The 26,781-nt window shown below is 64.7% G+C and carries 24 protein-coding genes and 2 pseudogenes; 14 read left to right on the top strand and 12 right to left on the bottom strand.

Going from position 1 to position 26,781, the window contains the following annotated elements; all coding sequences use genetic code 11:
- Positions 1–154: 154 nt before the first annotated feature.
- From FSV73_RS24635 to FSV73_RS24600, 8 genes are all read right to left on the bottom strand, one after another.
- Entirely contained in the window at positions 155–814 is a 660-nt protein-coding gene (locus FSV73_RS24635; protein ID WP_145012929.1) for an HAD family hydrolase, read from the bottom strand.
- Between the two features lie 66 nt (positions 815–880).
- Positions 881–2,419 (bottom strand): sodium:solute symporter family protein, encoded by a 1,539-nt coding sequence (locus FSV73_RS24630; RefSeq protein ID WP_145012927.1) that lies wholly within the window; start codon positions 2,417–2,419, stop codon positions 881–883.
- Positions 2,416–2,661 carry a hypothetical protein gene (locus tag FSV73_RS24625; protein WP_145012925.1) on the bottom strand — a complete coding sequence of 82 codons (246 nt, stop codon included), beginning with the start codon at positions 2,659–2,661 and terminating at the stop codon, positions 2,416–2,418. The genes FSV73_RS24630 and FSV73_RS24625 overlap by 4 nt, the downstream gene beginning before the upstream one ends.
- Before the next feature lie 226 nt (positions 2,662–2,887).
- A complete protein-coding gene (locus tag FSV73_RS24620) occupies positions 2,888–3,823 on the bottom strand; it encodes a choline kinase family protein (RefSeq protein ID WP_145012923.1) in 936 nt (311 codons plus the stop codon).
- Positions 3,824–3,828: 5 nt separating this feature from the next.
- Positions 3,829–4,770 (bottom strand): aminoglycoside phosphotransferase family protein, encoded by a 942-nt coding sequence (locus FSV73_RS24615; RefSeq protein WP_145012921.1) that lies wholly within the window; start codon positions 4,768–4,770, stop codon positions 3,829–3,831.
- 11 nt (positions 4,771–4,781) lie between these two features.
- On the bottom strand, positions 4,782–6,062 hold the full coding sequence (locus FSV73_RS24610) for a Zn-dependent hydrolase (RefSeq protein ID WP_145012919.1): 1,281 nt from the start codon (positions 6,060–6,062) through the stop codon (positions 4,782–4,784).
- Positions 6,040–6,798: a DeoR/GlpR family DNA-binding transcription regulator gene (locus tag FSV73_RS24605; protein WP_145012918.1), complete on the bottom strand. Its 759-nt coding sequence runs from the start codon at positions 6,796–6,798 to the stop codon at positions 6,040–6,042. The genes FSV73_RS24610 and FSV73_RS24605 overlap by 23 nt, the downstream gene beginning before the upstream one ends.
- Before the next feature lie 235 nt (positions 6,799–7,033).
- Positions 7,034–8,464, bottom strand: coding sequence for an amidase (locus tag FSV73_RS24600; RefSeq protein ID WP_145012916.1), 1,431 nt, complete (start codon positions 8,462–8,464; stop codon positions 7,034–7,036).
- A 415-nt stretch (positions 8,465–8,879) separates the two neighbouring features.
- Here FSV73_RS24600 and FSV73_RS24595 point away from each other — a divergent pair, with 415 nt between their 5' ends.
- Positions 8,880–11,324: a PAS domain S-box protein gene (locus tag FSV73_RS24595; protein ID WP_260856163.1), complete on the top strand. Its 2,445-nt coding sequence runs from the start codon at positions 8,880–8,882 to the stop codon at positions 11,322–11,324.
- Between the two features lie 216 nt (positions 11,325–11,540).
- Entirely contained in the window at positions 11,541–12,725 is a 1,185-nt protein-coding gene (locus FSV73_RS24590) for an NAD(P)/FAD-dependent oxidoreductase (protein ID WP_145012912.1), read from the top strand.
- 127 nt (positions 12,726–12,852) lie between these two features.
- Here FSV73_RS24590 and FSV73_RS24585 read toward each other — a convergent pair whose 3' ends face one another.
- Complete coding sequence (locus FSV73_RS24585; RefSeq protein ID WP_186309343.1) at positions 12,853–14,235, bottom strand: sensor domain-containing diguanylate cyclase; 1,383 nt, start codon at positions 14,233–14,235, stop codon at positions 12,853–12,855.
- A gap of 827 nt (positions 14,236–15,062) precedes the next feature.
- Positions 15,063–15,323 (bottom strand): hypothetical protein, encoded by a 261-nt coding sequence (locus tag FSV73_RS24580; protein ID WP_145012908.1) that lies wholly within the window; start codon positions 15,321–15,323, stop codon positions 15,063–15,065.
- Positions 15,324–15,582: 259 nt separating this feature from the next.
- Here FSV73_RS24580 and cydP point away from each other — a divergent pair, with 259 nt between their 5' ends.
- The 6 genes from cydP (at position 15,583) to FSV73_RS24555 (ending at position 20,219) form a co-directional block, all read left to right on the top strand.
- Entirely contained in the window at positions 15,583–15,726 is a 144-nt protein-coding gene (gene cydP / locus FSV73_RS25685) for a cytochrome oxidase putative small subunit CydP (protein ID WP_186309342.1), read from the top strand.
- 32 nt (positions 15,727–15,758) lie between these two features.
- Positions 15,759–17,372, top strand: coding sequence for a cytochrome ubiquinol oxidase subunit I (locus FSV73_RS24575; RefSeq protein WP_145012906.1), 1,614 nt, complete (start codon positions 15,759–15,761; stop codon positions 17,370–17,372).
- Positions 17,373–17,382: 10 nt separating this feature from the next.
- The gene (gene cydB / locus FSV73_RS24570; RefSeq protein ID WP_145012903.1) at positions 17,383–18,522 is read left to right on the top strand and encodes a cytochrome d ubiquinol oxidase subunit II; all 1,140 of its coding nucleotides are present in this window, start codon (positions 17,383–17,385) and stop codon (positions 18,520–18,522) included.
- Positions 18,523–18,546: 24 nt separating this feature from the next.
- Positions 18,547–18,663, top strand: coding sequence for a cytochrome bd-I oxidase subunit CydX (gene cydX / locus FSV73_RS24565; RefSeq protein WP_007158843.1), 117 nt, complete (start codon positions 18,547–18,549; stop codon positions 18,661–18,663).
- Complete coding sequence (locus FSV73_RS24560) at positions 18,650–18,946, top strand: cyd operon YbgE family protein (protein ID WP_145012962.1); 297 nt, start codon at positions 18,650–18,652, stop codon at positions 18,944–18,946. Before cydX ends, FSV73_RS24560 begins: the two co-directional genes overlap by 14 nt.
- A gap of 703 nt (positions 18,947–19,649) precedes the next feature.
- The gene (locus FSV73_RS24555) at positions 19,650–20,219 is read left to right on the top strand and encodes an NYN domain-containing protein (RefSeq protein ID WP_186309341.1); all 570 of its coding nucleotides are present in this window, start codon (positions 19,650–19,652) and stop codon (positions 20,217–20,219) included.
- Positions 20,220–20,798: 579 nt separating this feature from the next.
- On the opposite strand, the gene FSV73_RS24550 is transcribed toward FSV73_RS24555, so the two are convergent.
- Together FSV73_RS24550 and FSV73_RS24545 are read right to left on the bottom strand one after the other, a co-directional pair.
- Positions 20,799–21,479 carry a transmembrane anchor protein gene (locus tag FSV73_RS24550; RefSeq protein ID WP_145012900.1) on the bottom strand — a complete coding sequence of 227 codons (681 nt, stop codon included), beginning with the start codon at positions 21,477–21,479 and terminating at the stop codon, positions 20,799–20,801.
- A gap of 9 nt (positions 21,480–21,488) precedes the next feature.
- Positions 21,489–22,178: a HupE/UreJ family protein gene (locus tag FSV73_RS24545; RefSeq protein WP_437179315.1), complete on the bottom strand. Its 690-nt coding sequence runs from the start codon at positions 22,176–22,178 to the stop codon at positions 21,489–21,491.
- A gap of 233 nt (positions 22,179–22,411) precedes the next feature.
- Here FSV73_RS24545 and FSV73_RS24540 point away from each other — a divergent pair, with 233 nt between their 5' ends.
- From FSV73_RS24540 to FSV73_RS24515, 6 genes and pseudogenes are all read left to right on the top strand, one after another.
- Complete coding sequence (locus tag FSV73_RS24540; protein WP_145012896.1) at positions 22,412–22,591, top strand: hypothetical protein; 180 nt, start codon at positions 22,412–22,414, stop codon at positions 22,589–22,591.
- A gap of 135 nt (positions 22,592–22,726) precedes the next feature.
- Positions 22,727–23,020: a metal-sensing transcriptional repressor gene (locus tag FSV73_RS24535; protein WP_145012894.1), complete on the top strand. Its 294-nt coding sequence runs from the start codon at positions 22,727–22,729 to the stop codon at positions 23,018–23,020.
- 11 nt (positions 23,021–23,031) lie between these two features.
- Positions 23,032–24,147: a nickel/cobalt efflux transporter gene (locus tag FSV73_RS24530; protein ID WP_145012892.1), complete on the top strand. Its 1,116-nt coding sequence runs from the start codon at positions 23,032–23,034 to the stop codon at positions 24,145–24,147.
- A gap of 4 nt (positions 24,148–24,151) precedes the next feature.
- Positions 24,152–24,592: pseudogene (locus tag FSV73_RS24525) on the top strand (YqaA family protein).
- Positions 24,580–25,304 (top strand): annotated as a pseudogene (locus tag FSV73_RS26325) (TraX family protein). Before FSV73_RS24525 ends, FSV73_RS26325 begins: the two co-directional pseudogenes overlap by 13 nt.
- 319 nt (positions 25,305–25,623) lie before the next feature.
- Positions 25,624–26,781 (top strand): methyl-accepting chemotaxis protein (locus tag FSV73_RS24515; RefSeq protein WP_145012890.1); only part of this gene is annotated, 1,158 nt, incomplete at its 3' end.

Genomic DNA, 26,781 nt, shown 5'->3' with positions numbered 1-26,781 from the left:
CGCGACGCCTGGCCCCGCACAGCTTGAGCCACGCTGATGACCAGGGCGTGTCCATCGGCTCCAGCAGGTCGCGGTGTAACTCTGCCGCGCCGCGACCGGGGTCAAAGCGCCCTGGAGCGTGACGTTATGACGCAGCCTGCCGAGCCGCGAAGGTTCAGGCGATCCGCCAGTCGAGCACCTTCCATCCCGCGGCCTGGGCCTGGGCCAGCAGAACCTCGTCGGGGTTGACCGCCACCGGGTGCTCGACCTTGCTCAACAGCGGCAGGTCGTTACGGGAGTCGGAATAGAAACTGGCGCCCGCCAGGGACTCGTGCTGCTCCTGCAGCCACTGCTCGAGACGAATCACCTTGCCCTCGCGGTAGGTGAGCACGCCCGAGGTGCGCCCCGTATACCGGCCCGCAACCACCTCTAGGTCTATCGCCAGCACCTCGTCGATGCCGAGGCAGGCCGCGATGGGCTGGACCAGGAAGGCCGCCGATGCCGAGATCACCAGCAGACGGTCACCCGCCTGGCGATGGGCCGCCACGGTGCTGCGGGCGTCGGGATAGAAGCGCGGTGCGATGACAGTGTCGAGGTAACTGCGCACCACCTCGGCCACTTCCTCGGGCGTCCGGCCAACCAGCGGTTCGAGGCTGAACGCCATGTAGTCTTCCATGGCCAGTCGCCCCTGGCCGTACAGGGCCATGAGCGCCTGGTCGCGGCGCGGAAAGTCCTCGGCGTCCACCCAGCCGATGCGTGCCATCCAGGCACTCCAAAGGCTGGCGCAGTCGCCGTGGATGAGTGTTTCGTCGAGGTCGAACAAAGCAAGAGCCATGGGAAGTTTCCAGCGTGTTGAAGAGACGCGGCCGCCAACCCGGCGCTGGCGGCCGCGAGGGATGGCTTAGCCCATTGCCGGCGCGGCGGTACCTTTGGCCGCCGCGCGCGAGACCACGCCGAGTTCGAACAGCTCGGCGACCCGCCGGCTCTCCGCTTCGCTCGGCTTGATGGCCAGGGCGCAGCCGACGAACACCAGCGCGTTGAAGATCACGCCGACGATGCCGCTGGTGAGCGAACCCAGTGCCGCGATGTCATCCGGGTAGAGCACCGTCAGGACGATGGCGATGAGGATGCCGGTAAGCATCCCCAGGATGGCGCCCTGCTTGTTGCCCCAGCGGGTGAAGAGGCCGAAGAACAGCGGCACGGCCAGCTGGATGATCCCCTGGTAGGAAATCTGGGCCAACAGCTGCAGGCGCGCGTAGTTGAAGGTCAGGTAGGCCACCACGGCGGCGGCGGCGATGAAGACGATCATCCCACCCTTGGCCAGCGCGGTGAGCTGGCGGTCGGTCCGGGGCGTGGTCCAGGTCGCCAGGTCATTGGCGAACTGCACACCGCAGACCTGCACGCAGCCGTCGACGTGACCGATGCTCGCGGCCAGCACGATGGCGATGGCCAGCGCCAGCAGCCAGGGGCCGCCAATATCGAACAGCGACAGGAACCAGCCCTGCTGCGGGTGGGCCGCCACGTTCGGGTCCTGGCTGACCGCGGCGGCGAACAGCATGAGGATGCCGTAGAAACCGCCCACCAGCAGGATGGTGTAGACCGTGCCCTTCTTCACCGAGCGGACGCCGCTGGCGGTGTAGATGCGTTGGAAGCTCATGGGCCAGCACATGGAGCCGATCACCCCGGTGAAGATCAGGCTGAACATATACCAGGCGCCATAGCCGGTGCCGGTGTCTCCGGGAATCAGCAGCATCTTGGCCGGCAGTTCGGCCAGGTTGGCGAAGGAGGCGTTTTCACTGCCCCCCAGCAGGAAGACACAGAGCGCGGCGGCCAGGACATAGGCGATCAGGCCCTGGTACATGTCGGTCATGATCAGGCCACGCATGCCCATGCTCACCGTCCAGTATTGGCGGATCAGCACCACCAGCACGCCGGCGGTCAGGCAGGCGGTGATGCCCCAGCTGCCGAAGCTGGCGAACTGGAACAGCATGGCCAGTGCCTGGATGCCCATGACCACCCAGGGGAACACCGAGATGATGCCGATGATGGAGGCTAGTCGCTTGACCGCCGGGCTGCCAAATCTCATGCCCAGCAGGTCGGGCTGGGTGGTGAGGTTGAATTTCTGGCCCCAGGTCCAGGCGCGATTGGCCATGAGGTACATGGCGGTCACGCCGAGGGTCGAATAGACCATGCCGTAGAAGCCGAGCGCCCCGCCCACCGACAAGGAGAAGAACGCCGTGAAGGTCGCGCCCGGCCACCAGGAGTTGGTGTAGCACATGGCGATGTACCAGGGCCCGTAGGAACGACCGCCGACCGCGTAGTCGGCGAAGTCATGGCTCTGCTTGTTGGTGAGATAGAGCACGGCGATCATCCCGGCCAGGAACAGGCCGATGACGCCGAAGCTGATGAGCATGTCGAAGGTGCTGCCGGAAGGGATCATGGCTGAAGGTCCTCGGGGATGTCGCCATTGGCGGATTCGACGAGATAGAGCGCCGCTACGCCGACGCCCAGCAGCACGGCGATGAGGATCCAGTAGAAGATCGGCAAGGGAATGCCCAGTACCAGTCGAGCGCTGCCGCTCACGCTGAGGTAGAACGGCGGGAACACCGCCATCAGCAGCAGGGCGAAGAAGTACAGACCGAAACCGCAGGTCTTGAGCGAGAAAGGCCGGGAGGACGTCATGACGACACCCCCTTCCGGACGCCGCAGCGCAGCGCTGCGGAAGGCACACGAGGGAGAATGAGACTGTTCACGAGGGCTGGCTCCTGTGGCAGGCCGACGGTTGATCGAAAGAGGCTTCGCGAGGCAGTCGAGGGGCGTTCCAGGAGGCTGAGCAACTCATCCCCTGGGGTACGCCGGTGTTTCCTGTCGTTGTCGGCCACCTTCTGCGAGGCGGCTCGGGGATCCGTCAGACCTGCCTGAGCCAGGTCTCCCAGCGGGAATCGTGGATGACGCTGCGGGCGCGGCTGTGCTTGAGCGCGCCATACTTGTAGAAGTCGAAGTCGATCTGCGAGACGGCGTGCTGCACCATGGCCCAGGTGGACCACTTGAGGTCGGCCAGCGCCTTGTTGACGTACACCCGCGCCAGCGTCTGAGGGGTCACGGCGCCGAAGTAGTCTTCGAGCAAGGCCAATTCCATGTCCGGGGCGAAGAACATCTCGCCGAACCACAGCGCCAGTTCATAGTGGCGATCGTTGTTGGAGGCATATTCGAAGTCCACCAGGCGCACCTCGGCGGCGGCGTTGAGCATGAAGTTGCCCGCCAGGGTGTCGTTCATGCAGGGCGCCAGATCGACACCCGATGCCTCCAGTGCCTGGCGGGCGCGGCGATACTGGCGGTCGAGCCAGGCATGGTCGTCAGGCCACTGACCGCCCAGCTCCCGTACCTGGCGCTGGTGCTCGTCGATCATGTCGAAGGCCGTCTTGGTCTGGATCAGCAAGGGCTGGTCGTTGAACGCCTTGAGTGCAAGCAACGCCCGGTGGCGGACGTCGCGATCGAGGAAGTCACGATTGGACGAGGCGCGCCAGCCCTCCATGAATTCGAAGACCTCCACGCCGTGTTCCTCGAGAAAGGCCACCACCGGGGCGCCATAACCGGTGGCCGCGGCCTTGAGGCTGGCATCGTGGGCGGTGCGCCGGTCGATGAAGAGCTCCGTGCCCTGCCCCGGTACCTTGAGGAAGAACGCCGTCGGCGCCCCTTCGATCTGCACCCGCCAGTTGGTGTTGGAAATGCCGCCGCTGACCGGGGCATAGTGGGCCGCGCAGCCGGCCCAGGGCCGATGAGCGAGAATCGCTTGCTCGAGCTGCCGTTCCGCCTGGGTACTCGCTTCGCCTAGTCGCTTCATCTCGCTCATCCTCGTACCTGACGGAGCCAGCTTTCGAAGCGCGACTCCTGAATCGTCATGCGGCAGCGCAACAGGGTCCACTGGCCGACCTTGGAGAACTCCAGCGGCCGCGTCGAGGCGACGCCGGCCCAGAGGCCCCACAGCGTCCAGTACCAGTCATCGAGCAGACCGTAGAGGCGGCAGCGGGCGTAGTCCGCGTCGCTCGCCGTCGCACTCCAGTGAGCGATACCGGCGCGCCATTGCGGCTCGAAGGGATAGAGCTCGTTGAGCGTGATGGCGACGTCGTACCAGGGATCGAAGCAACCGCCCCGATCGAAATCCAGCAGCCGGAATTCGCCGGCAGCATTGACCATCACATTGCCGGCGAGGCCATCGCCATGCAGGGGGCGCACCTCGCCGGGTTGCTGGCGCAGGGCGTGCCACGCCTGCTCGACGCAGTCATCGATCCAGGCGTGGTCAGCGGGCAAGGCCACCGCCTGCTGGCGACAGAGCGTGCGAAGCCTTTCGAGATCGACCCAGGGCGATCGCTCGAAGGCCGGTGCCGGCCCCTCCTGCACCGCTCGCTTGAGCCGCCAGAGAACCTCCAGGCTGAGCTCCGGCTGCAGTCGGTCGAGGCGCGCCCAATGCCAGTCCTCCGGCGCCAGGCGCTCGAGCAGCATGACACCCTGGTCGGCATCCGCGAGCCGCACCGCCGGCGTGACCCCGGCCGCGGCCGCGCAGCGGGTCGCCTCGACGCTCTGGGCGAAATCGATGAGCGGCCGCATGTCGTCGTACAGCACCTTGGCATAGAAGGCGCCCTGGTCACTGTGCACGTGGAAACCCGCCCACTCACAGGCCAAACGGGTTGGCGAGGCCACGCCCGGGGTGCCCGGTGTGATCTGCAGGACGGTCATGCCTGCTGCGGCCAGCGCATGTTGCAAACGATCGAATTCGAGGGTGGACGTCATGGCGCAGGACCTCAGAGGTACAGCTCAGGTTGGCAACAGGTGCGATACAGCAAGGCCGTGAGGACGCGTAATCCCTGGTGCAGATCGGAGGTAGCCGAGAATTCCGCTTCGTTGTGCGACAGTCCTCCCTGGCTGGGTACGAACAACAGGGCCGCGGGATAGCGACGCCCCAGGCTGATGGCGTCGTGCCCGGCGACGGTGGCGCTATCGCCGGCGGGCACCCCCAGCGCCGCGCAGGTCAGTCGCGCCAGGTCAGCCAGTCCTTCGTGCAGGTGGCTGGGTTGGCGCAGTTGCTCGCTTTCCAGCGTGAAGGTGGTGCCGGTACGGGCGGCGATCGAATCGAGGCTGGCACGAAAGCGCTCTTCGGCCTCCACCAGCAGCGCCATGGACGGCGAACGAAACTCCACCCACAGCCGCGTCAGTGCCGGCACCACGTTGGGGGAGTTGGGCTCGAGTTCCAGGCGGCCTACCGAGGTGTGCATGTCCAGGCCATGCCGCTCGGCTTCGGCCCTGACCGCCACGATCGCCTCGGCCGCCGCCAGGAGGGCATCGCGACGCACCGCCATGGGCGCCGGACCGGTATGGTTCTGCTCCCCGTCGAAACGAACTCGCCATTTCAAAGCGGCCCAGGTGCGCCGTACCACACCAATGGCAAGCCCCTGGCTTTCCAACTGAACGCCCTGCTCGACATGCATTTCCAGGTAGGCGGCGACGGGCAGGTCCAGCATCGCCTCACCGCGATAGCCGATCTGCCCGAGGGCTTCCCCCAGCGTCACCCCGGCGCCGTCGCGGCTGGCCCAGGCCTCGTCGACCGAGAGACTGCCGATGAAGGCGCTGCTGCCGATGAGACTGGGCTGAAAGCGCGCGCCCTCCTCGTTCGTCCAGTTCACCACGGCGAGATTGAAGGCCGGCGTTTCGCCGCGCGCTTCGAGTTGGCGGGCGATGCTGGCGATGGCGACCGCGCCGGCGAGCACGCCATAGACGCCGTCGAAACGACCGGCCTTGGGCTGGGTATCCAGATGAGAGCCACAGAGCACATAGGGCGCTGCAGGATCGAAGGTCATCAGGCCAAACAGGTTGCCCACCGCATCGACCTGCACGGTGAAACCATGGGCGCGCAGCCAGGCGCTGAAGACATCGCGCATGGCGCCATCCTCGGCGGACGCGGCCAGGCGATGCAGGCCGCCGTTGGCGGTGGCGCCGATGGCCGAGCTTTGCGCGAACAGCGCATCGAAGGCATCGAGGTCTGCCGCGTCGGCGACGGGAAGATCACGGATAAACGAGCTCGACATCGGCTGACTCCAGGCAGCGCACGAACTCGGCGGACGGTGGCCGGTTGCTGACCAGCGTGTCCACCGCCGAGAACGGCAGGGTATTGATGAAGGTGCGGTGACCGAACTTGGCGTCGTCCGCCAGGATCACGCTGCGGCGGCAATTCGCCGTCAGGGTGCGACGCAGATGCGCCTCGGGCTCCTCGTAGTCCATGAGCCCCAGTTCGGCGTCCACCGCGCCGATGCCCATGAAGGCGATGTCGTAGTGAAAGCCCGCGGCGAACGCCAGGGTATGGGGGCCGATCAGGGCGTTGTCGTTGCGGCGGATGTCGCCGGGGGTCATCAGCACCTGGTTGGCGCTGTGCTGCGTGAGCAGCAGACCGATGTCCAGGGAATTGGTCACCACCCGCAGGGCCTTGAACCGGGTGAGCTGCTGCGCGAGCGCAAGCGTGGTGGTACCGGTGTCGAGGAACAGCGCCATGCCGTCCTGGACCAGCTCCGCCGCACAGGCCGCCAACCGGGTCTTGGCCCGCGTCTGGATGCGGCTGCGCACCTGCAGGGGCTGCTCTTCGTTGGGCTTGGGTAGCACCGCGCCGCCATGGATGCGGCGCAGCTTGCCGACCTCTTCGAGGTGCTTGAGATCACGCCGGATGGTCTCTTCCGACACTTGCATGGCCTGCGCCAGGTCCGCGGCCTTGACGCGTTGCTGCAGGTTGATGAGACGCAGGATTTCGTCGAGGCGAGGCTGATTCAGCATGGCAGGGATCTTCCGCAACAGAGAGAAGCGCTCAGTGTAACGGGCTGCTTCGGCTGATTTCGCGCGGCGTGCGTGCAGCCTCGCCGCGACCTTGGGCGGCGAGAACAGGCGAGGCGATAGCGGGACGGGTGAAGCCATGGAACGTTTCCTTTCACAGGTAGCGCGGTGAAAGGCAGGGTGACAAGGTGGTGCAACGGGCCAGCCTCTTTAGCGGGCGAGCGCCGTATGGATCAGGTCAACGCAGCAGCGGCGGTATTCGTTGCGCCCAAGGCAGCAAGGCTTCTACCGCGGCGCAGAATTGCAGTACCGCGGCATCCGCATGCCGGGGCCCCACCACCTGCAGGCCGATGGGCAACTCGTCGGCGCTCCAGGCACAGGGCAGACTCGCCGCGGGATTTCCCGACAGGTTGAAGGGGTAGGTAAAGGGGGTCCAGCGCGCCCACGGGGTGCCGCTGTCGGCTGCCTCGAAGCCCTCTTCCGGCCCGGTCAGGTGGGCGGGAAAAGGCAAGATCGGCAAGGTCGGCAGCAGCAACAGATCGTAGGACTCGAACAACGCATGGACCTGGTTGGCGAAGATCGCGCGTTGCTGGGACGCCGCCAGGTAGTCGGCGAGATCGTACTGACGCGCCTTCTCGATCAGAGAGGCGAAGCCGGGGTCGAGCTCGCCCAGGCGTCCGCCCAGGGTCTTGCCGTAGGCGATGCCGCGCCCTGCCACCCAGAGCGTCTCGAAGGTCGCCAGCGGATCGCGCCACTCCAGGGTCAACCGCTCGACCTCGATCGGCAGTTGGCGTGCCAGGGTGTTTACTGCCGCTTCCACGCCAGCCGCCACCTCCGGATGCACCGGGGTCTCGAACAGCGTCGGACAATAGGCCACGCGCAGCGGCGGCAGCGACTGGTCACAGCGCGCCAGGTAGGACTCCGTCGGCGCCGGGAGCGCCTGGTGATCGAGCGCATCCGGACCGGACAGGACATCGAACAGCAGCGCGCTGTCCCGCACGGTACGGGTGATGGGGCCCGCGTGGCTGAGCATTTCCGTCGCCGACCACGGCCAGGTCGGTATCCGACCGAGAGAACCCTTCAGGGCGAAGGTGCCGCAAAAGGCGCTGGGGATCCGTACCGAACCACCCCCATCCGAGCCCAGGGCCGCCGGTACCATGCACGCCGCGGTGGCAATGGCGGAGCCTGAGCTCGAACCACCGCTGGTCAAACTCGTATTCCACGGCGTACGGCCGTCGCCGAATACCCGCGAGGTGCTGGCGCCGGTCCAGCCGAACTCGGTGGTCGCCGTCTTGCCTAGCACTATCCCACCCGCCGCCTTGAGGCGCTGGATGATGGGTGCATCCTGGGTCGGCACATAGTCGAGCGCCGTGAGCGACCCCCGGGTCGTCCGCAGGCCAGCGGTGTGGAACAGGTCCTTGATGCCGAACGGTACGCCATGCAGAGGACCGCGGAAGCGTCCTTCGCCCGCTTCGGCATCCAGCCCCGCGGCCTCTGCCAGCGCCCGCTCGGCGTAGACGTCGCCGAAAGCATTGAGCGTGTGATTAGTGGCTTTTATGGAGTCCAGGCACGCCTGTACGAGGGCCACCGAGGTCAGCCCCCCGTCGCGAATGCGCCGCGCAGAACTGATCACATCAGGTACAACTACGTCTTTTACGGGCGTTTTCATTGGCTTCCAGACCGTTCTCACCGCTCGGGTGTCTGAGCGGCATTGAATAGCGAAGGACGGGCGGGGTCAAGCGGAAAGATATTGGATTTGTGGGTTATGTGGGTTTTATTTTTCCGGTAGTAATCGCCTGGCTGGGTATTTGAATTACCTCCTGGCAGCCATTCCGCTGCTCGAAGCGGAACTTAGCGGGAGCGATCTTGGAAGGGCGCGCCGGAAGACCGCGACGACCATCACAACTACCGGTCGATACTATCCCCCGCTTCGCTGTCACCCTCGCTATACTGGCCGCGCAAGGCCTGTGACAGACACCGCTGGCGCCCTGCTCCCGCGCGGTCAGCCTGTCGCTCGCCACTTTCCTACTGCCCTGCCTAGGCACGGTTCGAGCGAGCCAATGAGCGCCCCGATTTCGACTGCAGTGCCTGCGTACCCCCTCGCTGACGATGTCGATCTGGTCGGCGAAATCGCCGCCATTCCGAAGATCCTGGAGGTGGTCTGCCGGATGACCGGCATGGGCTTCGCCGCCGTCGCCCGGGTCACCGATGACCGCTGGATCGCCTGCTGCACGCTGGATCACATCGGCTTCGGCCTGGCGCCCGGAGGCGAACTGAAGGTCGAATCGACCATCTGCGATGAGATCCGCGACCATCGCCAGCCGGTAGTGATCGACGACGTGGCCCAGGACGAGCGCTATCGCGACCATCACACCCCCAGGCAATACGGGCTGCGCAGCTATATTTCCGTTCCCATCGTGCTGGACGACGGCAGCTTCTTCGGCACCCTCTGCGCGATAGATCCCCAGCCCGCGCGTCCGAGCAGCCCCGAGATCCTCCCGGCCTTCGAGCTGTTCGCCGGCATGATCGCCCTGGAAATCGGTGCGCGGCGCCGCTTCCACGCCGCGCGCAACGTCCTGCACAGCGAAGCCTTTTCCCGCAGCTTGCTCAAGGCCAGCCTGGACTGCGTGAAGGTCCTCTCCGCCACGGGCGATATCGAATTCATGAATGCCCAGGGCCTCGCGCTCAACCAGCTGCAGTGCCTGGACCAGGTCCTGGGGCGCGAATACGCCGCGCTGTGGCCGGCAGAGGAAGCCGGCAAGATCAGGCGCGCGGTCGCCCTGGCGGCTGCAGGCCAGACCACGCGCGTGGAGGGCTACTGCCCGACCGCCCAAGGTGAGCCGCGCTGGTGGGAGGTGTCCTGCTCACCCGTCGAGGTCGCCGGCACCGAGCGTCTCAAGATCGTCTGCGTGACGCGGGATATCACCAGCCGCATGCTCGCGGAACGGGCGCAACAGGCCCAGGCCGCGGCCATCTCGACCCGCAACGATGACCTGCAGCGACAGGTCTCGGCGCGTACCGCCGAGCGGGATCAGATCTGGAATTGCTCGAACGATCCGCTGTGCGTGGCGAACGCCGACGGCTTCTTCGTCAACCTCAATCCGGCGTGGGTAAAGACGCTGGGCTGGACCATCGAAGAACTCCAAGCCCAGCCGTTCATCAATTTCGTCCACCCGGCCGACCTGGCCGCCACGCGACAGGCCTTCACGGTGCTCAAGCAGGGGACGCCGGTGATCGGCTTCGAAAATCGCTACCGGCACCGCGACGGCTCCTATCGCTGGCTGTCATGGAATGCCGTGCGCAACGCCGAGCTCATCTACGCCACGGTCCGCGATGTCTCCCAGCAACGGCAGCAGGCGCTGGATCTCGCCACGGCCGAGGACGCGTTGCGCCAGGCCCAGAAGATGGAGGCCATCGGCCAACTCACCGGTGGGGTCGCCCACGACTTCAACAACCTGCTGACGGTCATCAAGTCATCCTGCGATCTGCTCAAGCGCCCGAACCTGAGCGAAGAGCGCCGCGAGCGCTACGTCGGCGCGATTTCCACCACCGTGGATCGTGCAGCGAAGCTCACCGGGCAACTGCTGGCTTTCGCCCGGCGCCAGGCACTCACGCCCGAGACCTTTTCCGCCACCGCCAACGTCCGGGCGCTGCACGACATGCTCGGAACGCTGCTGGGCTCGCGCATCGATGTCACCCTGGAACTGGCCGAGCAAAGCTGCCTGGTCTATGCCGACCCCGGCCAGTTCGATACCGCCCTGGTCAACATGGTGGTCAATGCGCGGGACGCCATGGATGGTAACGGCCACTTGACCATAGGCGTCACCCCCGTCGCCGACATGCCGCACAGCACGCCGCCGCGTGAGGGGCCCGTGCCCGCCGTGGTCATCGCCATCACGGACACCGGCAGTGGCATCGCCCGGGAACACCTCGAACAGATCTTCGAACCCTTCTTCACCACCAAGCGCGTGGGCAAGGGCACGGGCCTCGGCCTGAGCCAGGTGTTCGGCTTCATCAAGCAATCCGGTGGGGAGATCCACGTCGCCAGCGAAGTCGGCCAGGGGACGACCTTCGAGCTCTATCTGCCGCAAGCGACCGGCGAGGTCCCGCCCCTGGCGGAAAATGCCAGTCCAGACGTGGCCGACGGCCGTGGGGCCGCGGTCCTGGTGGTCGAAGACAATGCCGAGGTGGGTCACTTCGCGGTCGACTCGCTGCGCGATCTCGGCTATCGCCCGGTGCTCGCCACCACGGCCGACCGCGCCCTGGCCCTGCTCGCCGATCAGCCGGACCACTATGACGTGGTGTTTTCCGATGTGGTGATGCCGGGCATGAGCGGTCTCGAACTCGCCATCGAAGTCAGGCGGCTGTATCGCAGCCTGCCCGTCCTGCTGACCTCCGGCTACAGCCATATCCTCGCGACCAATGGTGCCCAGGGCTTCGAACTGCTGCACAAGCCCTATTCGATCGAAGAGCTGTCTCGGCGCCTGCAGGCGATCCTGGAAGAAGCCGCCACCCACCTGGTGAGCTAGCCCGCGGTGGCCAGGGACACTGCCGCCCACGAGCGGCGCTCCCCGCCCCAGCAGAACCCCCAGGGGTGCCGCCAGAGCCAGCTTGGCCAACCCGACAGCGCCGGCCACGGGTAGCGGACCGGCGGCACGCCGCCGGTTCCCCACCCTGCCCGACCGATCGGGTAACATGCGCCGCCGCAGGCCAATGGCCAGACGTCAGTAGGCAAGGAGTTCAGCGTGTTCGATACCCAGGTCGTCATCATCGGCGCCGGCGCCGCAGGTTTGATGTGTGCGCTGAGCGCGGCGGCGCGCGGGCGGCGGGTGCTGGTGCTCGACCATGCCAACAAGGCCGGCAAGAAGATCCTCATGTCCGGCGGCGGCCGCTGCAACTTCACCAACCTGTACTGCGAGCCCGGCAACTTCCTCTCGCACAATCCGCACTTCTGCAAATCGGCCCTGGCCCGCTTCACCCAATGGGACTTCATCGCCCTGGTGGCCAAGCATGGGGTGCCCTATCACGAGAAGAAGCTCGGCCAGCTATTTTGCGACAACAAGGCCAGCGACATCCTCGCCCTGCTGCTGGACGAGTGCGAGCGCGGCGGTGTCGAGCTGCGCCTGAACACCTCGGTGAGCGAGATCGCCCGGCTCGAGCAGGGCTACCTGTTGCAGACCAGCCTGGGGCCGGTGCGCGGCGAATCCCTGGTGATCGCCACCGGCGGCCTGTCGATCCCGACCCTGGGCGCCACCGGCTTCGGCTACCAGGTCGCCCGCCAGTTCGGCCATGAGCTGCTGCCGACCCACGCGGGCCTGGTGCCCTTCACCGTCACCGATCCGCAGCTGAAGGACTTCTGCAGCAGCCTGTCCGGTACCGCGGTGGAAGACGTCCGCATCAGTTGCAACGGGCAGAGCTTCGTCGAGAATCTGCTGTTCACCCACCGCGGCCTGAGCGGCCCGGCGATCCTGCAGATCTCCTCGTACTGGCAACCCGGGGACGCCCTGAGCATCGACCTGCTGCCCCACCTCGACCTGCCGCTCTGGCTCGCCGAGCAGCGCCAGGCGCGGCCCAACAGCGAACTCAAGACGCTGCTCGGGGAGTTGTTCACCAAGAAGATGGCCACGCTGCTCGCGGACAGCTGGTTCCAGTCCAAGCCGATGAAGCAATACGGTGCCGACGAACTCAAGGCCATCGCCGCGCGCCTGAACGACTGGCGATTGGTACCGGCGGGCACCGAGGGCTATCGCACCGCCGAGGTGACCCTGGGCGGGGTCGATACCCGCGAGGTCTCTTCCAAGACCCTGGAATCCCTCAAGTCGCCCGGCCTCTACTTCATCGGCGAGGTGCTGGACGTCACCGGCCACCTGGGCGGTTTCAACTTCCAGTGGGCCTGGGCCTCGGGCTACGCGGCGGCGCAATACGTCTAGGACCGCCCCCGCGGCCCACCTCTGGGGAATTGCCGAGCAAGCGCTGCCTGCTTTCTGGGCCTGCGCCGGGTTCAGGCCAACGGGCGCGCCTGCGGCGCTGCAGTCCCTGGGTGGCTAGCGGGGCCATTCAGCCGCCTGCGGGTAGCGGATCGGCCGCTGCCGGACTCGGCAGGTCGCTTGCGAAGACATAGCAATTCTTGCCGCGGCGCTTGGCCTCATACATGGCCGCATCCGCCCGGCGCAGCACGCTGTCGCTGTCGTCGGCCGGCAGGCTGTCGCTGATTACCACGCCGATGCTGGCATAGACCTGCCCCGTACCGCCTTCCAGGGCCAGCGGCTCGCGCACCGCGCGCAACAGGCGCTCCAGCACCCGTTCGCTGACCTCGCGTCCGGGCAGGTCTTCCATGATCAGCACGAATTCGTCGCCGCCGAGCCGGGCCAGGGTGTCCGAACTGCGGATTTCCTTCAGCAGCCGCTCGGCGGTCACCACCAGGACCTGGTCGCCCTGGGCGTGGCCGAAGCTATCGTTGACGGCCTTGAAGCCATCCAGGTCCAGCAGCGCCACGGTGAAGACGCTACCCTGCTGGTGGGCATGCTCGCGGGCCTGCGTCAGCCGCTCTACCATCAGTCGCCGGTTGGCCAGGCCGGTGAGCGGATCGAACAAGGCCTGGCGCACCAGTTCGGCGCGCCTTTCGCGGCGGCTGAGCAGTGCCTGGACCAGCCAGGCCAACCAGGCACTGCCGAGCACGACCAAGCCGAAATCGACGTAGTGTCGCGCCTGATTCTGCCACCGTGGCAGCGGCGCCACGCACAGGGACCAGACCGTCGCTTCGATCCGTATGTCACGACAGAGCCCATCGGTCACCGCCGCCGTTGACTGTTGCAACACCCTCAGCTCGCCCGTCTCCGGATCGAGCCCCGTCAGTCGATAGGCGTATCCCTGGGCCTCGATGGCGGCGAGATTGGCGTCTTCGAGAGCTTCGGGTAGCGTCAGGGTGACCACGGTGTAGCCCCAGAAACGCGGCTGGCCCTGGTGGTCGGGGAGAAACACCGGGAGCATGCCGATCGCCCCGATGGGGCCCTGGATCAACTTGAAGGGCCCCATGAACTGGATGCGCGAATCCTTGCTTTCCAGCGTTTGCAGCAGTTTGCCGCGGTCCTGGTGCTCCCAGAGGTCGTGGTCGCGCACCAGCAGGTTGCGATCCAGCGGCTCGATCTGGCGAATGACCGCGTCCGGCGCCAGCGACAGGGCGTAGGCACCCTTGTACAACGGCAGCAGGAAGCGCGCGAGCGCGGTGAAGTCGGGAACCTGGCCCTTGCCCTGGTAGACCATGACCGCCAGGGTTCGTGTGGCGGAGAGTGCGCTTTCGAGCACCTTCTCCACCGACAGGGCGAAGGTCATGGCGACCTCGCCGGTGCGCACCCGGTCCATCCGGCGGGTTTCGTCGTCGAACCGGGTGATCAGGGTCCAGCCGAGGAGGACAAAACCGAGGAAGGCCAACAGCGGCAACCCCCGGCGAATCCATTTGCTACTCCCTGCCTTGCTCGCCCCTGGTCTGAAGCCCGCCATTCGAGAACCGTCCTACTCGCCGTCCAGACAAAAGCGTGATGAAGATCACACCTCGGACCAGTATAGCGAGACGGTAAGTGGCCGTGCGACCGTCTGGCACGGTGTTTCGACCCCAGGACACCTTTGCCGGGCGATTAACGGAAGAACGTCGTGACAAGGAGCGGGCTGCAGCCGTCACCAGGCCAGAGGTAACCAGGACGGCAGCTGCAATGCGTAATGGGAAAAGACTGACGAAGGATCAGGACATCAGCCCACGGCGAGCCTGCTTCAATATCCTGAGCAACGCCTTCACTACTCGGCAGAACCCGGATTGAGCGGTCAGCGTCGCCACATAGAGTGGGCGGAGCGCCCAGAGCCTGACCGGTTGAATACGCCAAGGTACGGCTGCCCTCACCCCAGCCCTCTCCCGGGGGGAGAGGGGGCAGTCGAGTTCGATGCTCCAGGCACCCTACCCCGTGGTCGAGCCCGTAGCGTGGAAAAAGGCGCAGCGTTTTCCACTGATGGGCCTTAGGTCCACTGGTGACTCAGACTACGGCGTTGCCCAACCTCCTGCCGAAGCCGCCACTCCCGCGTCAATCCGGCGCTTCGCTCAACGCGGCCAGGGCGCTCAGCCAATACGGCCGCCCCTAAGTTCACCGCGAACCTGTAGGAGCGGCCCATGGCCGCGATCCCGTCACACCCTTTCGCCTCGTGAACAATCGATAGGGGCACGTCGGATTCTTCCTGGAAGTCGCTCTAGCGTGACGGGAGAGACGCTGCGAAGCAGCCTAGCCGAAACGCAGGTCTCGCAACGTTGCCGGATCCACCACATGGGCCTGGTAGCGCACCGAGGCCTGGCGGTAGGCGTGGGGGTCCAGCGCCTGGTCCCAGCGGGCCGGGGTCGCTTCCTGGACGGCTACGACCTCGGCGGGCGCCACCTGCGGCTGCGGCAGCGCCTGGCTGCGTCTTTCGTTGATCTCGGCGGCCATGGCGGTGTAGCTGGCGGTGCTGAGCAGGGCGAGTGCGGCCATCTTGTTGAAGACATTCATGGTGGATCCTCCGGTCTTGAACAGGGGGGCTGGCGTCACCGCGAGAGCGGTCCGGCGTCAGTCACGGCTTCACCTTGCGCCCTGCCGTCTTAACGCCGTCTTAACCCCTCTGAACCCGACCTGAACGGCTGCGACAACCTGCCCCAGCTACTGGCCAGTGGCCAATTGATCTGGATCAGTTTTGCCCCGGGCCAGCAGGCGCATCCTGCCTGCAGTCGCCACTCCGTTCGGGAGGGGCGCCACGGCTCGCGAGGTCGCCATGAACGGACGCCTGGTCAAGGAACTGCTGGTCATCCTGCTGATCAAGCTGGCGCTGCTGATGGCGATCAAGAGCCTCTGGTTCAGCGCCCCCACGGTCCCGCCCGACGCCGCCCAGGCGGTCAGCGCCCACCTGCTGGACTAGCCCCCTTCCTTCTAGTTGAGGAGATTGCCGGGATGATCTCGGAATCCGTCGTGGACCTGTCACGCCTGCAATTCGGCATGACCGCGCTGTATCACTTCATCTTCGTGCCCCTGACCCTGGGGCTGGTGGTGATCCTGGGGATCATGGAGTCGGTCTATGTGATGACCGGCAAACAGGTCTACAAGGACATGACCCAGTTCTGGGGCAAGCTGTTCGGCATCAACTTCGCCCTGGGCGTCACCACCGGCCTGACCATGGAGTTCCAGTTCGGCACCAACTGGGCCTACTACTCTCACTATGTCGGCGACATCTTCGGGGCACCCCTGGCCATCGAGGGCCTGATGGCCTTCTTCCTCGAATCGACGCTGATCGGGCTGTTCTTCTTCGGCTGGGAGCGGCTATCGAAAGGGCAGCACCTGCTGGTGACCTGGCTGGTGGCCCTGGGCTCGAACCTCTCCGCGCTGTGGATCCTGGTGGCCAACGGCTGGATGCAGAATCCGGTGGGCGCCGAATTCAACTACGTGACCATGCGCATGGAGCTGGTCGACTTCGGCGCCCTGCTGCTCAACCCCGTGGCCCAGGTCAAGTTCGTCCACACCGTGGCCTCGGGTTACGTCACCGGCGCCCTCTTCGTGCTGGCGATCTCCAGCTACTACCTGCTCAAGGGCCGTGACATCGGCTTCGCCCGGCGCTCCTTTGCCGTGGCCGCGGCCTTCGGCATGGCCGCGGTGCTCTCGGTGATCGTGCTGGGCGACGAATCCGGCTATCGCGTGGGCGAGGTGCAGAAGGTCAAGCTGGCCGCCATCGAGGCCGAGTGGAACACCGAGGAAGCCCCGGCCTCCTTTACCCTCTTCGGCATCCCTAACCAGCAGGAGATGCGCACCGACTACGCGGTGAAGATCCCCTACGTGATGGGCCTGATCGCCACCCGCTCCACCACCGAGCAGGTCACCGGCATCAAGGACCTGGTCAAGCACTACGAGGCGCGCATCCGCAATGGCGCCCAGGCCTATGCGCTGCTGGAAAAACTGCGCGCCGGCGACGACTCCGCCGCCACCCGCGCCGCCTTCGACGCCCACAAGCAGGACCTCGGCTACGGCCTGCTGCTGAAGAAGTACACCAACGACCTGCCCGCCGCCTCCGACGAACAGGTGCGCAAGGCTGCCCTGGACACCATCCCCAACGTGGCCAGCGTGTTCTGGACCTTTCGCCTCATGGTCGCCTGCGGTGTGCTGATGCTGGCGCTGTTCGTCTGCGCCTTCTGGGCCTCGACCCGGCGCAACGAACTCCAGAAGCCCTGGCTGCTCAAGTGGGCCCTGTTCAGCCTGCCGCTGCCCTGGATCGCTACCCAGACCGGCTGGTGGGTCGCCGAGCACGGTCGCCAGCCCTGGACCATCAGCGAGGTGCTGCCCACCCACCTGTCGGCCTCGACCCTGGCCCCCGCGGACCTCTGGGGCTCCATCGGCGCCCTGGTGACCTTCTACACCCTGCTGCTGATCGTGGAGCTGTACCTGATGATCCGCTTCGCCCGCCTTGGCCCGAGCAGCCTGCATACCGGCCGCTACTACCACGAACGCGCCGCCCAGGTCGGCGACGCCCTGCGCCAGGCCGCCGTGGCCAAGCCCGCTGCCCCGGCCAACGTCTGAGGAGACCGCCATGTTCGACTACGAAGTGCTCAAGCTCACCTGGTGGGTGCTGATCGGCGTGCTGCTGATCGGCTTCGCCCTCACCGACGGTTTCGACCTGGGCGCCATGATCCTCATGCCCCTGATCGGCAAGACCGACAAGGAGCGCCGCGCCGCCATCAACAGCATCGCGCCGCACTGGGATGGCAACCAGGTCTGGTTCATCACCGCCGGCGGTGCCCTCTTCGCCGCCTGGCCGCTGGTCTATGCCACCGCCTTCTCCGGGCTGTATTGGGCGCTGCTGCTGGTGCTCTTCGCCCTGTTCCTGCGCCCGGTGGGCTTCGACTACCGCAGCAAGCTCGACAACAGCCGCTGGCGCACTGCCTGGGACTGGGGCCTGTTCACCGGCAGCCTGGTTCCGGCGTTGGTGTTCGGCGTGGCCTTCGGCAACCTCTTCCTGGGCGTGCCCTTCCAGCTCGACGACACCCTCAGATCCAGCTACCACGGCAGCTTCTTCGCCCTGCTCAATCCCTTCGCCCTGCTCTGCGGGCTAGTCAGCCTGGCCATGCTCTGCGCCCACGGCGGTGCCTGGCTGATGCTGCGTACCCACCAGGCACTGGGCGAGCGTGCCCGGCGCGCCACCGGCCTGTGCGCCCTGCTCCACCTGGCCGCCTTCGGCCTGGCCGGGGTCTGGCTGGCCCATGCCTTCGAGGGCTACCTGCTGGTCAGCCAGGGCGATCCGGGCAGTGCCCTCAATCCGCTGCACAAGGTGGTGACCGCCGGCAACCCGGGTTGGCTGGCCAACTATCACGCCCACCCGCTGACCCTGCTCGCCCCGCTGCTGGCGGCACTCGGCAGCATCCTGGCGTTGCTCGGCAGCAGCTGGCGCCAGGCGGCGCTGGCCTTCACCGGCACCGCCCTGGCCATCGTCGGCACCCTGGCCACCGCCGGTTGCGCGCTGTTCCCCTTCGTGCTGCCGTCGAGCCTTGACCCGGCCTCGAGCCTCACCGTCTGGGACGCCGTCTCCAGCCAGCGCACCCTGGGCATCATGTTCGTCGCCGCGGCCCTCTTCGTGCCGCTGATCCTGGGCTACACCCTGTGGAGCTACGTGCGGATGTGGGGCAAGGTCGACGACCGCTTCATCGACGCCAATCCCCACGGCCTCTACTGACCAGCCCCTCCAAGGAGATTCGCCATGTGGTACTTCACCTGGATCCTCGGTGTCCTGCTCGCCGCGAGCTTCGGCATCATCAACGCCCTCTGGCTGGAAAGCACCCGGGAGCTCGACGTCCATGACGATGCCGAATGCTGAAGCCCTGCCCCGCGTCCACCCCTTGGGGCGGACGCTGTCCCTGCTGCTGGCGGCACCGCTGGCGCTGCTGTTGCTGATCCACCCCGGATTGATGCTCGACGCCAGCGGCCACTACAGCCACCCCTTGCTGATGGGGGTCATGCTCGGCATCTCCGCCGGGTTGGTCCACGGCGTCGGCTTCGTGCCGCGGCCATGGCTGTGGCGACTGCTGTTCGGGCCGCTGCTGGGCTGGCCGCTGCTGGTGCTGGGGTACGCGCTGCTCGCCAGGGCGCAGTTGGGCTGAGCCAATTGTCGTACGGAACTCTTCCTGATTAAAAGGCGGCGAACGCCAGAAGGCCTTACCGCCGAAGAGGACCGCGGCAATGGCAGGCTGGGCCTCAGTTAGCCCAGACCTGCCAGCTCACAAGGCTGAATCGTCTAGATTCTGTACCAGCTACAGAGCGACGCTCACGCTCTGGCAGCCCTATCGGGGTGGCGTTCTGGCTTCCTTCGTCGCGAACTGGACTCTCTAACCACCAGAGCTCCGGGCTTCGGGATCCTCCTTCCAGGACGCAGTCAGCATCATCGCCTACCTCAAGTTCGGCGTTCGCGGGTCATAGGTCCTCGGGTCTTGGCGGCGGAGGCGGCCGAAAAAGCATGACGTTCAGGGCACCTGATGGGCATCCGGTCAGCCCCCAGGTGCAAGGGCGATCCTTCGCGAGCAGACTGGTCCTGGCCATCCACGTGCCTGGTCGACCGAAACCATTCGACAGTGAGCGCTCTGGCACGGGGTAACGGCAAGAGACCCCGCCAACCGGTCGTACTGGTCCAGGCGCTCCCCCTGGTCTCCCGCCTGGACCTGCGTGGAGCTAATTGTCGCTAGAAGAGGCGCGAGCGTCGAATTAAGCACACAATAGTCCTCTGCGTATCCCGCGTGCGGGTATGCGCCCATCAACCGTAACAGGCTTGGTCCCAGCATTACGATGCCAACTACAAATCGAGCGGGCGTGGCGTGGTTCGTCGACGGCGCCTATGCCCTGAGCGCCTGGAATGGCTCTATCTCCGGTGCCAAATTCGACTATCTGAAGCTTCGTCTTTTCATCGAGCAGGACGCCGGCGAACCCATCGGCGACGCCTATTACTTCAACTGCGATAGCGATCCGCCGACCATCGCCCAGACCGGCTTCAACAAATTCCTCAGCTCGGCGCCGCCAAAGGGCGCGGGGTTGCGGGTCAAGCTCTACTGGCTGCAAAGCAAGGCCCACGAATGGCCGGCGTCCGTGGGTGGTGGTCCTATCCTCCATCCGGAGACGGGCGAGCAATACCTGACCAAGAGCCAAAAGGGCGTGGACGTCGGTCTTGCCTTCAACCTGATGCGCTCCTATGCGAAGCGTGGCTGGAAGAAGCTCTACCTGGTGGCCGGCGACGGCGACTTCCATGAGGTCGTCCAGTACCTGGTGGAAAACGAAGGCGTCGAGGTCACCGTGATCGGCGCCCATTTTTCCATCAGCGGCGAGATCGCACCCTATGTTCGAGTGGTGGAGTTCAAGGACATCGAGGCGGCGATCGCCCGGTAGCAGCCTTTCGACCCGGTAGCCCCGAGTCCTCGCACCGCGAGGGTTCGAGGCACAAAGCAGGCGCTTACCTCCGCCGGGGTGAGCGTCTTGCTCGTCACGCCGCCGCGAATGGGCCTCAGCCACGCCCGCCTCGCCGGGCCGTTCGCCAATACCCGATTCGCTGAAGCTCGACTGGGCGTCGACGCGTGACCGAACTAAGTACCGCTTGTTACGGCCGGATAGTAATGTCCCGATCACGCCAGGCGGCTAGCCTACTGGTTTTGCAGCCGAAGCGGATCGATAGGGATACATGTAGATACCTGGCAATATGCTATCGCGATCATCTATTGCAGCAACCACTAATCCACATGACGTCCGCACGGAGCGGATGGATCAGCAAGGACCGCTGGCGCGGCCCCTGCTGAGCTTCTACTCGTGGGAGTGACCGTGCTCTTTTTCGCTCTTTGTTGAGCTGTCGCCACAGGCAGTGAGTGATCCCAGCAAAACAACGGCTAGAGCGATGCGTAGAAAAATCTGGATTGCGTTCATGGAGGTTCTCTCTGACAGGTGGAGTCAGTCGGGTAATCGGTGAGCAGCTGGCTATCGCTTGATATTGGAGTATTCGCCCTTAAAGCTGAGCGAAATGCTCACAGGCGCATCGCCGCGATTACGCCAGAACCACCCATGTGTTCCGTCAAACAGCGCAGTGAACTCTCCGGTATCGCTCGTAACCTGCTTGCCCTTGCTGTAGCTGTGGTAGTACCCCTTTGCTCCGTTGTAGGGTTCGCCGTGGGTATCGAAATTCACCGCACTGCCCGACGTCGTCCACTCGTAGCGCACCTTGGCGCCCTTCACCATTTCCAGTTTTATCTCACGCCCTTCGCCAGGCTTGAGGTTGATGGTCATCGTATCGCTTTTAACCGGGGCGGCTGATGGGGCTGCGGTCGGTGCCGGTGCTACTGCTGTAGTGGGCACCGACTGATTGCCTGTAGCACGCATGGCTGTGGCGGGTGCTGCAGTAGCCTGGCTCGGTACCGAACCAGAGGTGGCAGGTGCCGCCTGGGTTTCCGCCAACGCCTCATTGGCCAGCGCGATCTTCATCTCACCCATTTGCTGCAAGCCAAGGACGCGGCCCAAGCCGGTGGGATCGATGGCGTATTCAGAGGGCATGACTACGGTGACCAGAAGGCCGGTGGCGACGAGCAGAGCGATGGCGGTGGAGCGTAGTAGCTGGGCACTGGAGGGAAGATCAGCGGCAGTAGGCAGGGGGGAATTGAACATGTCGAGTCCTCAAACGGAAGTGATGAAGCCGGTGATCTGAAAGCCCATGAGCAAGAAGCCTGCGCTCATCATGGCGACGTTGGCCGTGTAGGCGTGGCGCCAGAAGCTCGCGGTTCGGCGCCAGTAGCCCATCACGATCAAGATGGCGCTGAGCGCGAGGAGCTGGCCAATTTCTACGCCGACGTTGAACGCCAGCAGATTGGGGATCAGTCCGTCTGGGGAGATCTCGAACTCCTGAACCTTGGTTGCCAATCCGAAGCCGTGGAGCAAGCCAAACACCAAGGTGGCCACCCGTGTGTTTGGCTGATAGCCGAACCACCGCTGGAACGCTCCCAGGTTGTCGAGCGCCTTGTACACCACGGAAAAACCAATGATGGCGTCGATAACATAGGAGCTGACGCTGATGTTCGTGAGGACGCCAAACAGCAGTGTCACGGAATGTCCTACCGCAAAAAGGGTGACATACAGGCCGACATCCTTGAGGCGGTAGACAAAGAAGATCACGCCAAACAAGAACAGCAGGTGGTCGTACCCGGTGATCATGTGCTTGGCGCCCATGTAGATGAACGGGAGCAGCATCACTCCCGAACTTTCCTGGATGAAGCCCTTGTCACCTTCCGCGACGGCATGAGCCAGGGCATCACTGGCACCCAGCAGCAGGGTCAGGCAGGCGAAGAGAAACAGGAGCGGACGGCGCATCGTCGAGACGCATGCCGGCCTCCCATTGGAGGTGAACGTGTACATAAACGGATCCTAAGTCTCAGTGGTCTTGGGCCGAAAAAGGCCAGAGGTCAGAGCACGGACTGAGGGCGCGGGGGGCGTTTTATCTGGAATACAGGCGCGATGGGAAGCGGATAGGAACGCTCACCGGTTAGGAAGGAGACTGACGTCGGGTACCTGATTGCAGGGGGCGCGCCGAGGTGGGGCACCTCATGCTGATGATCGCCCATCAACGGCGTGTGGCCGTGATCGGAACCGTGATCATCATGCGAGTGGGCGCTGTCCTCGTTGCTTTCCAGGCTGTGCGAATGACCGGTGATCAACGATGTCGAGGCATGCGCCGTCCACGCCGTCATGACGGCGAGCAGCAGCGAGCATACAACGATGATTGATCGGATTCGTTTAGCCATGAAGCTCCGCCAGCCCAACTGAGCAGGTGCCGGGAAGAAACCAGACACCTGCTTGATCGTATCCCCCCGGGGGGGATAGCATGCAAGCCTAATTGATCCTCACGGAGGGCTCAAGTCATGAGCGAGCATGATCACTCCCATCCCCATACCCATCAGTCTCATGAGGCGATCATCAAGCGTCTCAAGCGAGCGGACGGACATCTGCGCAGCATCATCCAGATGATCGAAGAAGGCCGGGGCTGCGTAGACATCGCCCAGCAACTGCACGCGGTTGAAAAGGCCGTCTGCCAGGCGAAACGCACGCTGATCCAGGATCACATCGATCACTGTCTTGAAGACACGATGGAAGCGGTAGTGAATGGCGGGCAGGCCTCGCTAGAAGAGTTCAAGCAAATCACCAAGTACCTGTAGGCCGCCCCACCATGTCTAGCTTTGCTGACCTGCTGCAACAGGGTGCCTCGCCCGCCTGGCTATATTTCCCGAGCGCTATCTTGTTGGGTGCCCTGCATGGCCTGGAGCCTGGGCATTCGAAGACCATGATGGCTGCTTTCATCGTGGCGGTGCGTGGCACGGTCAAGCAGGCGGTGCTGCTGGGTCTGGCTGCCACACTGTCCCATACGGCCGTGGTTTGGCTGGTGGCCATGGTCGGCATGTATGTTGGGCAAGGCCTAGACGCAGAGACTACCGAGCCCTATTTCCAACTGGCCTCGGCTGCCATCATCATCTCGATAGCGTTGTGGATGCTCTGGCGTACATGGCGGGGTGAGCGGCTATGGCATGCCCAAGAGGGGCATGCCGCTCATGATCACCACCACGATGAAACGCGCCGCATCGATACCGGGCATGGGTGGGTCGAGCTGTCGATCTTTGAGGACGGCGTGCCGCCACGTTGGCGGCTGAAGTCCTTGAAGGGGCATGCCTGGCCGGCCTCTGAAGTGATCCTAAGCACCGCCCGCCCAGACGGTGCGATCCAGCACTTTCGTTTCGTCGATCATGGTGCCTATCTGGAGTCCGTCGGCGAGATACCCGAGCCCCACGAATTCAACGTTCGCCTAAGCCTGGGGCATGCCGGCCACTCTCACGATTACGATCTGTCGTTCCAGGAGCACGATCATCATCACGGCCACCAGGAAGGTCTGGCGCTCGTCACCGAGGGCTATCAGGATGCCCACGAGCTGGCGCATGCCAATGACATCCGGACGCGCTTTAGCAACCAGAATGTCACCACGGGCCAGATCCTCCTCTTCGGGCTCACGGGGGGGCTGATACCCTGCCCAGCGGCCATTACCGTCCTGCTGCTTTGCCTACAAGTGAAGCAGATCGCGCTGGGGGCGGTACTCGTGTTGTGCTTCAGCGTCGGCCTGGCCGTTACCCTGGTGACTGTCGGTGCAGCGGCTGCCATAGGCGCCCGCCATGCTTCCAGTCGGTGGCCTTGGCTGAGCGCTGCCGCTCGGCGAGCTCCTTACCTATCCAGCCTGTTGATCATCGGAGTCGGCATTTACGTAGGGATCCACGGGTGGATCGGCCTGAGCGCCTAGCCTAATGTGGGAGCTATCCGGCTACCTGGGCCTATTCGTCGCGGCTTTCGGCGCTGCAACGCTGCTGCCCTTGCAGTCGGAGGCCGTACTGGTTGGACTGTTGGCGACTGAGCGGTACCAGACATAGATGCTGGTGCTGGTCGCGACGGTGGGCAATGTACTGGGCTCCGTCGTGAACTGGTGGCTTGGCCGCTCGGTTGAGCGCTATCGACATAAACGCTGGTTTCCGATCAGCCCGGAGAAGCTGGAAAAGGCGCAAAGGGCGTATCAGCGCTATGGTCGTGGATCGCTGCTGTTCAGCTGGGTGCCCATAATCGGTGATCCGATTACCGTCGTAGCAGGGATTCTGCGTGAGCCTTTCTGGAGCTTTCTGGTGCTCGTCGCACTGGCCAAAGTCGCTCGGTATCTGGTACTCGCCGGGCTAACGCTGGGATGGCTGGGATGAAGGAGCACAATCGAGACAATGGCCTGGATCTGATCAAGTGGCTCGCGATCCTTACCATGGTGCTGGATCATCTACGCTACCTGTGGCCTAGCATTGATTGGCTTTTCATCGTAGGTCGCTTGGCCTTCCCTTTGTTCTGTCTGGGGATCGCCGCCAACATCGCCCGCTCGCCGGCAGACGACCTCTATACCGAAAGCAACGCTCGCTACCTGATCTGGATGACGGTATTTGCCGTCATTTCCGAGCTGCCGTTTCGGCTCCTCTCCAGCGACAGCGGTACGCTCAATGTCATGTACTCGTTGATGTTGGGGTTATCGATTGTCTGGGGGTTCACCATCGCGGTCGCGAAGGTCTGCTGCTGGTGGTGATTGGCGTCGGTGTCGCCGTGCTCATTCGCGAACGGCTGATGTACGGCGTCTTCGGCACGCTACTACCCGCGGCGCCGCTCCTCGCCATACGCCGGCCAGGCCTGCTCTGGCTCCTATCTGCCGTTCTCTGCGTACTAGCCAACTGTCGCAATCGCTGGGTGGAAGACTGGGATCCGCCGCTCTTCGGCGCGCTTATTTTGCTGGTAGCGTTCATCGCCCTTGTCCTCGGGCTTTGGCTGCTACGTTGCTCCTACGACCTGAAGATCTGGACAGTCCGTCGATGGGGTTACTGCTTCTACCCAGGCCATCTGATCGCCCTATACCTCATCGACTTCGTCGGTTGATCCATACCTGGCTAAGCGAAGTGTTATGGCGTTCGATTATTGGCTCCCCGCGCAATCACCATAGGTCATAGTGACATTTTTACTTAGTCATAAGTGCGACATCTCTACTTAGCCTTGACAACCGTTGGTTGGACGCCTGCCGACGATTAGCCCGTAGCGCACGACACGCCGGAGCAATCGCCGTCATGCCGAACGCGATGCTGACGTCAGGCGCCCCGCTTCACCATCTGTCAGCGGAATGGCCCGCCCCCGCCCTCCGCATTCAAGTAATCCTGGCCATTGCCGTTGTGCTTAGCACAATCACTATCGGTAAATGGACATGACCTTCCGCTCGTTCAACATCGCTACCCGCAGCCTGTTGTGCTTCAGCCTCCTGGCCATCCTGGTCGCCAGCGTGGGTGTCTTCGGCATCCTGAAGTTGTCGCAGACCCGCGACCAGAGCCTGATCATCCAGACCAACAACGTCCCCAGCATCGTCGAGGCCGACAACCTGGCCTTGCTGCTCGCGCGCACCCGGATCGAGGTGCTGCGCCTGTTGGCCATTCCCGATCCCGTCACCGTGGCCAACACCCGCAAGAAGATCGACTCCCAGAGCAACGAGGTCGCGGCGGCCTTTGCCCGCTACGACAAACTGGTCAACTCGGACCAGGAGCGGCAGGCGCTGGAGAATCTGCGGCAGGTACACCGGGAATACCTGAACGACATCAACCGGTTGGCTGAGCTGGTGGGCGCCGGCAAGGTGGATGAGGCGCGCGCCATGGTGCAAGCAGGCATGGCGCAGCTGGGTGGGAAGATGAACGAGAACACCGAGGCCCTGCGCAAGGTCAATGAGGCCGAAATGAATGAGGCCATGGTCGTCTCGAGCGAAACCTACGGCGAAGCCAAGGTGGTCACCTGGATCGCCATCGGCCTGGCCCTGGGCCTGACCCTGCTGCTGGCCTGGCGCCTGACCCTGAGTCTTACCCGCCCCCTCGCCGAGGCGGTGCTTACCGCCAAGGCCATCGCCAGCGGCGACCTGACCCAAACCCTGGATACCCGCGGTCACGACGAAGCCGCCCAGCTCATGCAGGCCATGCAGCAGATGCAGACCAACCTGCGCGACACCCTGGGGCACCTGGGCCATTCCGCCACCCAGTTGGCCTCGGCCGCCGAGGAAATGACCGCGGTGATGCAGGAGAGCGCCCACGGCCTGCAACAGCAAAACAGCGAGATCGAAATGGCCGCCACCGCCGTCACCGAAATGAGCCAGGCGGTGGACGAGGTGGCCGGCAACGCCACCTCGACCTCGGCCGACTCGCGCCAGGCCGCCGATACCGCCCGCCAGGGCCAGCGCCAGCTGGGCGATACCCTGGGCGCCATCGAGGTGCTGACCGAAAACGTGCTGGGCGCCAGCGAGCAGGCGCGCCAACTGGCGGAGCAGACCCGCGACATCAGCCAGGTGCTGGACGTCATCCGTTCGGTCGCCGAGCAGACCAAC

Origin of the sequence: Pseudomonas oryzihabitans (assembly GCF_007665395.1) — a bacterium.
GTDB lineage: Bacteria > Pseudomonadota > Gammaproteobacteria > Pseudomonadales > Pseudomonadaceae > Chryseomonas > Chryseomonas psychrotolerans_C.
This window is presented reverse-complemented; position numbering and strand designations above follow the sequence as displayed.